At 36.5% G+C, this 11,345-nt stretch carries 8 protein-coding genes; all 8 read left to right on the top strand.

Annotated features, from left to right (window positions below):
• Window positions 1-694 precede the first annotated feature (694 nt).
• The 8 genes from ilvD to leuD all read left to right on the top strand — a co-directional run bounded on the left by ilvD (window position 695) and on the right by leuD (window position 11,141).
• A complete protein-coding gene (gene ilvD, locus ACOQFO_RS18170) occupies window positions 695-2,365 on the top strand; it encodes a dihydroxy-acid dehydratase (RefSeq protein WP_421691098.1) in 1,671 nt (556 codons plus the stop codon).
• Between the two features lie 537 nt (window positions 2,366-2,902).
• A complete protein-coding gene (gene ilvB / locus ACOQFO_RS18175; RefSeq protein ID WP_421691099.1) occupies window positions 2,903-4,663 on the top strand; it encodes a biosynthetic-type acetolactate synthase large subunit in 1,761 nt (586 codons plus the stop codon).
• Window positions 4,660-5,175 carry an acetolactate synthase small subunit gene (gene ilvN, locus ACOQFO_RS18180; RefSeq protein WP_421691100.1) on the top strand — a complete coding sequence of 172 codons (516 nt, stop codon included), beginning with the start codon at window positions 4,660-4,662 and terminating at the stop codon, window positions 5,173-5,175. Before ilvB ends, ilvN begins: the two co-directional genes overlap by 4 nt.
• A 95-nt stretch (window positions 5,176-5,270) precedes the next feature.
• Window positions 5,271-6,284, top strand: coding sequence for a ketol-acid reductoisomerase (gene ilvC / locus ACOQFO_RS18185; protein WP_421691101.1), 1,014 nt, complete (start codon window positions 5,271-5,273; stop codon window positions 6,282-6,284).
• A complete protein-coding gene (locus ACOQFO_RS18190; RefSeq protein WP_421691102.1) occupies window positions 6,284-7,828 on the top strand; it encodes a 2-isopropylmalate synthase in 1,545 nt (514 codons plus the stop codon). The genes ilvC and ACOQFO_RS18190 overlap by 1 nt, the downstream gene beginning before the upstream one ends.
• 178 nt (window positions 7,829-8,006) lie before the next feature.
• Window positions 8,007-9,104 carry a 3-isopropylmalate dehydrogenase gene (gene leuB / locus ACOQFO_RS18195; protein ID WP_421691103.1) on the top strand — a complete coding sequence of 366 codons (1,098 nt, stop codon included), beginning with the start codon at window positions 8,007-8,009 and terminating at the stop codon, window positions 9,102-9,104.
• A gap of 15 nt (window positions 9,105-9,119) precedes the next feature.
• Complete coding sequence (leuC, locus tag ACOQFO_RS18200; RefSeq protein WP_421691104.1) at window positions 9,120-10,535, top strand: 3-isopropylmalate dehydratase large subunit; 1,416 nt, start codon at window positions 9,120-9,122, stop codon at window positions 10,533-10,535.
• 15 nt (window positions 10,536-10,550) lie between these two features.
• Window positions 10,551-11,141, top strand: a complete 591-nt coding sequence (gene leuD / locus ACOQFO_RS18205) for a 3-isopropylmalate dehydratase small subunit (protein ID WP_421691105.1) — start codon at window positions 10,551-10,553, stop codon at window positions 11,139-11,141.
• The last annotated feature ends 204 nt before the right edge of the window (window positions 11,142-11,345 follow it).

Here is an 11,345-nt window from a genome sequence, read left to right on the forward strand (position 1 = left end):
AAACAGGCATTTTTCCGCTCCTCATTCTAGAAAGATGCTTTTCAGAAGAAAAATAATCATGATTCTTTCAAAGGGATCGGGAATCTAATCGTTTTTGGCCTAAAACCCTGATTTATGTTCGAGGTATGAATAATTCAGGTAGGTATTTGGAGAATTCGAAATATTTTGCATTTTTACCGAAATTGTCATATAATGTTCACAAGTTAGACAAAAATGACAATGTTGGGGTGGATGCGATATGTTAGATAAAAATGTAATGAAAAAATTAAACCGTCAAGCTTTTCTTTTTGCAGTACTTCACTCAGTCATTTTGATTAATTTATCGTTTGATCTTATTTGGATTAAATAAACAAAGTCGTAAGCCTAAGTTAATACTTAGGCTTTTATTATTTATATAAAATGCCAAAAAAACTCGAATAAAGTGATAATAAAGACTTGTTCAAATTTTAACAAAATATTAATAAAGCAGAAAATTCATTCAATTAATAATGTTGTAAACGATTACACCTAGAAAATACTTTAGAAATTGTATAAATTATTTGAAAAATCGGGTTGACGGACTACGCTCTTTTGTACTATGATAGCAACAATTTAAAAATTATTATTCTCTTTAGGAAACAAATGTGAACGAGATTAATAGTTTTTTTCCGTATTTTGAATGATTAATATTAAGAAAATGTGGGGCGTATCAATTATGAGAAGTGATATGATTAAATTAGGAGTTGATCGTGCTCCTCACCGTAGTCTTTTATATGCTACTGGTAAAGTGAAAGCTAAAGACTTAGGAAAACCATTTATCGGTGTTTGTAATTCTTATATCGATATCATTCCTGGTCATGTACATCTACAAGAATTTGCAAAAGAAGTAAAAGAAGCAATTATTGAAGCTGGAGGTATTCCTTTCGAGTTCAATACAATTGGTGTAGACGATGGAATTGCAATGGGCCACATTGGTATGCGTTATTCATTACCGAGCCGTGAGTTAATTGCAGACTCTGCTGAAACTGTTATAAATGCACACTGGTTTGATGGAGTATTTTATATTCCAAACTGCGATAAAATAACGCCTGGTATGTTAATGGCCGCTGTTCGTACAAACGTTCCATCTGTATTTGTTTCTGGTGGTCCAATGGAAGCGGGTGTTTCCTCTTCAGGAAAACAAATATCATTAACTTCTGTATTCGAAGGTGTAGGTGCTCATAAAGCTGGTACTATTTCAGCTGATGAGTTATTAGATATAGAAAACAATGCATGTCCAACTTGTGGATCTTGTTCTGGTATGTTTACAGCTAACTCTATGAACTGTTTAATGGAAATGCTAGGAGTTGCACTTCCTGGTAATGGTACTATCGTTGCTACAAGTGAAAGACGTAAAGAATTAATTCGTGAAGCAGCTAAACACTTAGTTCGCATGATTGAAGAGGATGTAAAACCTCGTGACATTATTACAAAAGAAGCTATTGATGATGCATTCGCACTTGATATGGCAATGGGTGGTTCAACGAATACAGTTCTTCACACTTTAGCTATTGCAAACGAAGCAGGAATTGAGTATAACTTAGAAGATATAAATAAAGTTGCTGAGCGTGTTCCTTACTTAGCAAAAATTATGCCAGCGTCTGACATTTCAATGGATGATATAAATCGAGCTGGTGGGGTAGAAGCTATTATTAATGAGCTAACAAAAATCCCTGGTGCTATTCATCCAGATCGAATTACTGTAACTGGTAAAACAATGGGTGAGTTAGTAAAAGGTCATGAAATAACAAACGATAAAGTAATACGTACAAAAGATAACCCATATAGTCCTGTAGGAGGTTTATCTGTACTATTTGGTAATATTGCTCCAGAAGGATCAGTTATTAAAGTAGGTGCTGTAGATCCATCTATCAAAACATTTACTGGAGAAGCAATTGTGTTTGATTCACAAGAAGAAGCACAAGCAGCGATCGATGATGGTAGAGTGAGAGAAGGGCATGTAGTAGTAATTCGCTACGAAGGTCCAAAAGGTGGACCAGGAATGCCTGAAATGCTTGCACCAACTTCAGCAATTATGGGCCGTGGTTTAGGAACAAAAGTTGCTTTAATAACAGATGGTCGTTTCAGTGGAGCCTCTCGAGGAATTTCAATCGGTCACATTTCACCAGAAGCTGCTGAAGGTGGACCTATTGCTTTAGTTGAAAATGGAGATATTATTGACATTGATTTACCAAATCGCACAATTAATCTTCAAGTTTCACAAGAAGTATTAGACCAACGTCTTAAGAATTTGCCACCATTCGAGCCAAAAATTAAAACTGGATGGTTAGCAAGATACTCAAAACTTGTGACAAACGCTTCAAAAGGCGGTATTATGAGTATATAATTTTCAGACAATTTGTATATTTTAGAGAATACTGTCATACTATAGTCAAAGACTTTAGAGTATTAAGAGGTTGATTCGCTAAATTATTTCAATTAAGCTATTCATAAGCTAAAACTTAATCAAAATTTTTATATAAATAATCGATGATGAGGTTAAAGGTTATAGAGACTTGTATCTACCAGAGAGCCGGGATTGCTGGAACCCGGCGATACAACTATATCCGACATCCCCTCGGAGTGAACTATTAAACGCGTAAGCAATTAGATAGTTCCGGGCATATTTCGAAATGCTCGTTATTAAAGAATAGTGTATTCATCTTGTTGCAAACCGAATTTTCGCAACATTTAATTAATTCGGTGTAGATGAATAAGTTCCCACTATTCACGAGGTAGCTTTTTTAGCTATAAATAAGGGTGGTACCATGGAAGTCTATTTCATCCCTACGCGAAAGGTTTTCTTTTGCGTGGGTGAAATAGGCTTCTTTTTATTACTCATTAAAACTTCAATTTTATTAATTTGAATAGGAGGATTAAGCAAATGACCTTAACGAACACTTCTACAAGTGTAGAAATAGAGAACACTCAAGTGACAAAAAGTGAAGAAACATTTAAACCGAAAAGTGGTTCCGATCTACTAATCCAAGCTTTAAAAGAACAAGATGTTGAAATTGTTTTCGGATATCCTGGCGGAGCAGTATTAAATATTTATGACGCACTATATAGAAATCCAATTCGACACATTTTAACTCGTCACGAACAAGGTGCAATTCACGCAGCAGAAGGGTATGCACGTGTAATGAATAAACCAGGTGTTGTCATCGCAACTTCTGGACCAGGTGCTACAAATCTTGTAACAGGAATTGCAGATGCAATGATTGACTCAATTCCATTAGTCATCTTTACAGGGCAAGTAGCAACAAGTGTAATCGGTTCGGATGCATTCCAAGAAGCTGATATTATCGGAATTACAACTCCAATTACAAAGCATAATTATCAAATTCAAAATATTCGTGATATTCCACGAATTGTTAAAGAAGCATTCCATATCGCAAACACAGGAAGAAAAGGGCCAGTATTAATAGACTTCCCAAAAAATATTTCAGCTGATTTATTTGATGAAACAGATTTAATTAAGGATGAACCTATTTATCTACCTGGTTACCAACCAAATACAAAACCAAATTATTTACAAATACAAAAAGCAGCTCAAGCTATTTCAAGTTCACAAAAACCTCTGATTATCGCAGGTGCCGGTGTATTATTTGCAGACGCTCGAAGAGAATTAACTGAATTTGTCGAAAAGTACAAATTGCCTGTAGTTAACACATTATTAGGTTTAGGAAGTATTCATGGAAATCACGAGCTAAACTTCGGTATGGCTGGTATGCATGGTGCAGCTGTTGCAAACGACGCGATCCAAAAATGTGATTTATTAATTAATATTGGAGCTCGTTTCGACGACCGCTTAACGGGAGATACAAAACGCTTCGCACCAAATGCAACAATTATTCACATCGATATTGACCCAGCAGAAATCGGGAAAAATATCCCAACTGATATTCCAATCGTTGCCGATGCGAAAGAAGCGATTAAAGCGTTAATCAATAAAGATTTCCAAACACCTAATAATGCAGAGTGGATTGATTATCTAAATCAAAAACAAAGTGATTACCCATATTGGTACGTTGAAGATGAAAATGAAATTTTACCTCAACAAATCATTGAGATGGTTCATGCAATAACTGGTGGAGATGCAGTTGTTACGACAGATGTAGGGCAACATCAAATGTGGGCAGCCCAATATTACAAACTGAATAACGATCACGGCTGGGTAACATCAGGTGGTCTTGGAACAATGGGATTCGGATTCCCTGCAGCAATCGGTGCACAATTGGCAAAACCAGAAAAAAAAGTAGTAGCGATTGTTGGGGATGCAGGTTTCCAAATGACAAATCAAGAGCTTGCAATTTTGAAGCAATATAACATTCCGGTTAAAGTGGTCATCATTAACAATTGCGCACTTGGAATGGTACGTCAGTGGCAAGAACTCTTCTATGATGGAAGGTATTCACAATCATTAATGCCTATTCAACCAGACTTTGTAAAACTTGCAGAGGCGTATGATGTTAAAGGATATCGTATTACAACTATCGATGAAGCTGGAGCAATTCTAGAAGAAGCATTAAATTCTGATGAACCAGTTGTGATCGATGCAAGAGTTAAGATGTTAGAAAATGTTTACCCAATGGTACCTGCTGGTAAATCACTTGATGATATTGTGGGGGTGAAAAGACTATGAGAAGAGTAATTACAGTATCCGTTTTAAATCAAAGTGGTGTACTAAATCGAGTTACTGGATTGTTGATGAAAAGACAATTCAACATCGAATCAATTACAGTTGGTCATACTGAACAACCTAACATTTCAAAAATGACATTCGTTGTCAATATTGATGACGAAGTGAAACTGGAACAAATGATTAAACAATTATCCAAACAAATTGATGTATTAAAAGTTAATGATATTACGGATAAATCGATTGTTCTTCGTGAATTAGCTTTAGTAAAAGTTGTATCACCAGCTAACTTAAGAATTGAAATGAATGCAATTGTTGAACCTTTCCGAGCACAAATTATTGACACATCAAAAAATGTTGTTACTTATCAAGTAGTTGGAAATCCAGAAAAAATCGACGCTTTTATTGAACTAATCCGCCCTTACGGTATTAAGGAATTAACTAGAACTGGTATCACAGCCTCTGTGCGTGAAACTCAACCAGTTGAAACTATGCAACTCTCTATCCTTAAGTAGGATCTTTCTTACAAAGATAGTTAGTAATATAGTGATTGTCTTTTAGGGAATCACTCAAATAAAACTTAAAAATAAATTTATTGGGGGAAATTAACATGACAAAAATGTATTATCAAAACGAAATTAATGAAGAAGTATTAAAAGGTAAAAAAATCGCAATTATTGGATATGGTTCTCAAGGTCACGCACATGCTCAAAACTTAAAAGAATCTGGTTTTGATGTTGTAGTTGGTATTCGCCAAGGTAAATCTTTCGATCAAGCAAAAGAAGATGGTCTTGATGTTAAATCAGTAGCAGAAGCAGCTGCTGAAGCAGATATTATCCAAATCTTACTTCCAGATGAAAGACAAAAAGCAGTTTATGAAGCAGAAATTGCACCTAACTTACAACCAGGTAACGCATTAATGTTCGCACACGGATTTAACATTCACTTTGGTCAAATCGTACCACCTGCTGATGTAGACGTATTCTTAGTAGCTCCAAAAGGTCCTGGTCACTTAGTTCGTCGTACTTACGTTCAGGGTGCTGGTGTACCTGCATTATTCGCAATCTACCAAGATGCAACTGGTGAAGCACGTGATTTAGCTTTAGCTTACGGTAAAGGAATCGGATCAGCTCGCGCTGGTATGCTTGAAACAACATTTAAAGAAGAAACTGAAACTGACTTATTTGGTGAGCAAGCAGTTCTTTGCGGTGGTACAACTCAATTAGTGAAATACGGTTTTGAAACATTAGTAGAAGCTGGTTACCAACCAGAACTTGCTTACTTCGAAACATTACACGAATTAAAACTAATCGTTGACTTAATGTACGAAGGTGGTATGGCAACAATGCGCTACTCAATCTCTGATACTGCAGAGTGGGGAGACTATGTATCTGGTCCACGCGTAATTGACCCATCAGTGAAAGAACGTATGAAAGAAGTATTAGCTGATATCCAAGAAGGGACTTTCGCAAAAGATTGGATCAACGAAAACGAAACAGGTCGTCCGCGTTATACTGAGTACAAAAAAGCTGGTGCTGAACACCAAATTGAAGAAGTAGGTAGTAAATTACGTGAAATGATGCCTTTCATTAATGAAGGGAAAAAGAAAGTAGTGGTTAAGTAATGCGTAAAATAGACATTTTTGATACGACACTTCGTGATGGAGAACAGTCAGCTGGGATTAACTTAAATACTGCAGAAAAAGTAGAAATTGCAAAACAATTAGAACGTCTTGGTGTCACTATTATTGAAGCAGGTTTTCCTGCTTCAAGCCCTGGCGATTTGGATGCAGTACAACGAATCGCGGGGACGGTTAAAAATTCTATTGTTACAGGGTTAGCTCGTTGTGTTCAAAGTGATATTGACGCTGCTTGGGAAGCATTAAAAGGTGCTGAACAACCACATGTTCATGTATTTTTAGCAACCAGTCCAATCCACATGGAGTACAAATTAAAGAAAACACCTGATCAAGTAGTCGAGCAAGCAGTTGCAGCTGTTAAATATGCTAGAAAATTCTTCCCACTAGTGGAATGGTCAGCAGAAGACGGTTTCCGTTCTGACCCTGAATTTTTAGTTCGAATCATTGAACAAGTAGTTGAAGCTGGAGCTACTACGATTAATGTACCAGATACAGTAGGTTATGCTTCTCCATATGAATACGGTGAATTATTTAGATTCTTACGCGAAAATGTTCGTGGTGCAGATAAAGTAAAATTCTCTGCTCACTGTCATGATGACTTAGGTATGGCCGTTGCTAACTCAATCGCAGCAATGGAAAATGGTGCAGATCAAATCGAATGTACCATCAATGGTATTGGTGAACGTGCTGGTAATGCAGCATTAGAAGAAATCGCTGTTGCACTTCACATACGTAATGATATTTACCCAGTTCAAACTGGCATTAACTTAAAAGAAATTAAACGAACTTCTCAATTAGTAAGTCGTTTAACTGGTTCATTAATCCAACCAAATAAAGCGGTTGTTGGTAAAAATGCATTTGCTCACGAATCTGGTATTCACCAAGATGGTGTATTAAAACATAAAGAAACTTATGAAATTATTTCACCTGCATTAATTGGTGAAGGGGAAGTGCCTTTAGTTTTAGGTAAACACTCAGGTCGCGCAGCATTTAGAGATCGAGCAATTAAAATGGGATATGAATTATCCGATGAAAAATTAAACAAAGCGTTCCAAGAATTTAAAAAATTAGCTGACCGTAAAAAAGAAATTACAGAAGATGATTTAATTACATTATTAACAGAACAACAAGTTTCAATTGAAGATATTCAATTATACGAATTAAAGAGTGTTCAAGTTTCTTACGGAACAGATAATATTCCGACAGCAACGGCATCTGTTGTTACACCAGATGGTGATTTAAGAACAATTGCTGCTACAGGAGCTGGTTCGGTAGAAGCAATTTTCAATACTTTAGAACAGTTAGTACAATCTAAAGTTAATGTACTTGATTTCCAAGTTAAATCTGTAAGTAAAGGTCGTGATGCTTTAGCGGATGCAGTAGTAAATGTACGCATCAACGGAGCTACTACGACTGGTCGAGATTCTTCACAAGACGTACTTGAAGCAACTGCTAATGCATTTATTGATGCAATCAATCGAAATATTATCCATGAAAATATTAGACAAAAGCAAGTAACTGAAGTGTAAATTAATTTGACCTTTTAAGATTTATAAGGAAACGCCATCAAATAATTCCATTTGGTGGCGTTTCTATAAAACGATTGATAAAAAGTAAACTCAGATAGAAAAAGGATAATAAATTTATCCGAAAGTATGGATTCGCGATTTCGCAATACCACTAACTAAAAAAGAAAGGTGTATTACAATGGAAAAGAAAATTACTGTTTTACCTGGCGATGGAATTGGTCCTGAAGTTGTTGCTTCAGCTGTTCGTGTTTTACAAGCAATCGGTAAACGTTACAATCATGAATTTCATTTATCTTATGCAGCGATTGGTGGGGCTGCCATTGATCAATATAATGATCCACTACCAGCAGAAACGATTGCTTTGTGTGAAGAAAGTGATGCTATTTTATTAGGCGCAGTTGGAGGTCCAAAATGGGATCAAAATCCACCTGAATTGCGCCCTGAAAAAGGATTACTCAACATCCGTAAAGCTTTTGATTTATTTGCAAACCTTCGCCCTGTAAAAGCATTTCCTAGTTTACTAGAAGCTTCTCCATTGAAACGCGAAGTTGCAGAAAATGTAGATTTAATGATTGTTCGTGAATTAACAGGTGGTATTTACTTTGGAGAAAAACATCGCAATCTTGAACAGGCTAGCGATTTAAATATATATACTAGAGCTGAAATTGAACGCATTGTTGAAAATGCATTTGAATTGGCACGTCTTCGTAAAGGAAAACTTTGTTCCGTAGACAAAGCAAATGTTTTAGAGACTTCAAGATTATGGCGAGAAGTGGTAGAAGAAAAGAAAGCTCAATATCCAGATGTAGAAGTGGAACATAATTTAGTTGACTCTGTAGCCATGAAGCTTATTACAAATCCAGGTCACTATGATGTAGTAGTAACGGATAATATGTTTGGAGATATTTTAAGTGATGAGGCTTCCGTTATTACAGGTTCACTAGGTGTTTTACCGTCAGCTTCTATTCGTAACGATAACTTTGGTTTATATGAACCAGTTCATGGTTCTGCACCAGATATTGCTGGTCAAGGAAAAGCAAATCCTGCTGCAACAATTCTTTCTGTAGCAATGATGTTACGTTATTCATTTGGCTTAAAAGATGAAGCGGCAGAAATTGAACGTGCAGTAAGTGCTGTATTTGATGATGGATACTTTACAGCAGATTTAGCACCAGGTAAAACTCGCGCTCTAACTACTGATGAATGGACAGATCGAGTAATTGCGGAAATTGATACAAATTTTGTAGCAGATAGAATTGTAGAATCTTATATTTAAGGTTGGTGAAAAATGATGGCGAAAAATATTATCGAAAAAATTTGGGATACACACGTTGTACATCACGAAGAAGGTAAACCGGATTTACTATATATCGATCTTCATTTAATTCATGAAGTAACATCCCCACAAGCATTTGAAGGACTACGTTTAGCTGGACGAAAAGTTCGTCGACCAGACTTATGTTTTGCAACGATGGATCACAACGTACCAACAAAAAATTTACCAACTATCAATGATCCAATTGCAAAAAAACAAATTACAACTCTAGCAGAAAATGCAAAAGAGTTTGGTATTCAACTAGCCGATATCGGTCATCCAGATCAAGGGATTGTTCATGTTATCGGACCAGAATTAGGGTTAACTCAACCTGGTAAAACAATCGTTTGTGGTGACTCTCATACTTCAACACATGGTGCATTTGGAGCGTTAGCATTCGGTATTGGTACATCTGAAGTAGAACATGTATTATCTACACAAACTTTATGGCAAAACAAACCAAAAACAATGGAAATTCGAGTAAACGGTCAATTAGGCGTTGGCGTAGCAGCTAAAGATATTATTCTAGCTATTATTGCTAAATGGGGAATTGGTGTTGGAACTGGACATATCGTCGAGTTTACAGGTGAAGCGATTCGCTCATTATCAATGGAAGAACGTATGACAATCTGTAATATGTCCATCGAAGCTGGGGCAAAAGCTGGTTTAATCTCTCCAGATGAGAAAACAGTTGAATTCTTACGCGGTCGCCGTCATGCTCCAAAAGAAGATAAATTCGAAGAAGCAGCGGAATACTGGCTAAGTCTAGCAGCAGATCCAGGTGCAAAATATGATGTAGTTCTTGAAATTGATGCTGACGAAATTGAGCCGATCGTTACTTGGGGAACAAATCCATCAATGGGTACAGGGGTTACTAAAACAGTTCCAACTACATCAGATTATGAATCAGAAACTGATAAGCAAGCATTAAGAAAAGCACTCACATATATGGGACTTGAAGAAGGGCAACCAATCGAATCCATTGAAATTCAACATGTATTTATCGGTTCTTGTACGAACTCTCGTATCTCTGATTTAAGAACGGCTGCAAGTATCGTTAAAGGTAAAAAACTTCACCCAGGCGTTCGTGGAATCGTTGTTCCAGGTTCATGGTCTACGAAAAAAGCAGCAGAAGAAGAAGGATTAGATCAAATCTTCCTTGAAGCTGGTTTCGAATGGCGTGAATCAGGCTGTTCAGCTTGTTTAGGTATGAATGAAGACACAATTCCTTCTGGTGAACGTTGCGCTTCCACTTCAAATCGTAACTTTGAAGGCCGTCAAGGAGCAGGTGCACGCACTCACTTAGTAAGCCCAGCAATGGCAGCAGCAGCAGCTGTTGAAGGTCATTTTGTTGACGTTCGAAAATACGTTAAACAGGAACAAGAAGTATAAGGAGGCGAAAAAATCATGGAACCTATTAATCAAGTAAGTAGTGTAATTACACCATTAGATCGTAAAAACGTAGATACTGACCAAATTATTTCAAAAGAATTTTTAAAACGCATTGAACGTACAGGTTTCGGACGTTTCCTTTTCTACCACTGGCGTTTTGACAAACAAGGAAACGAAATCTCAGACTTCGTATTAAATAAACCAGAGTATAAAGGATCTCAAATCCTTGTTGCACAAGATAATTTCGGATGTGGTTCTTCTCGTGAACACGCACCTTGGGCAATTTTAGATTACGGATTCCGAGTAGTCATCGCACCAAGCTTTGCAGACATTTTCCATAATAACTGCTTCAAAAATGGGATTCTTCCAATTAAATTAACAGAAGCAGAATGTGATGAAATCTTAGCAAAAGGCATGGAAAAACCATACTCAGTAGATGTAGATCTTGAAAAGCAAACAGTGAGTGGGGAAGACGGGAAAGTATATAACTTTAATATTGACCAATATTACAAAGAAATGCTTCTAAATGGTTGGGATGAAATTGCTCTAACATTTAAATATGAAGATAAAATTGCTGAATACGAAGCAAATCGTATTGCTTACTAATTAAAAAAGAGTTGTTCCTTATTTCTGGAAACAACTCTTTTATTTATTCTATTTTAACACTTCGTAAGCCCGAAATAAAAAATATCGCACGTCTTCTGGTACGCACGACGAATAGCCTTCAATCCAATGTTTTTTTGGATTGAAGGCTATTATTTTGCACAAGCTACTTGAATCGATTTTGACCAAGGCATATAGTCTTGTAAA

The sequence above is a fragment of the Ureibacillus sp. MALMAid1270 genome (assembly GCF_049202975.1).
Lineage (GTDB): Bacteria > Bacillota > Bacilli > Bacillales_A > Planococcaceae > Ureibacillus.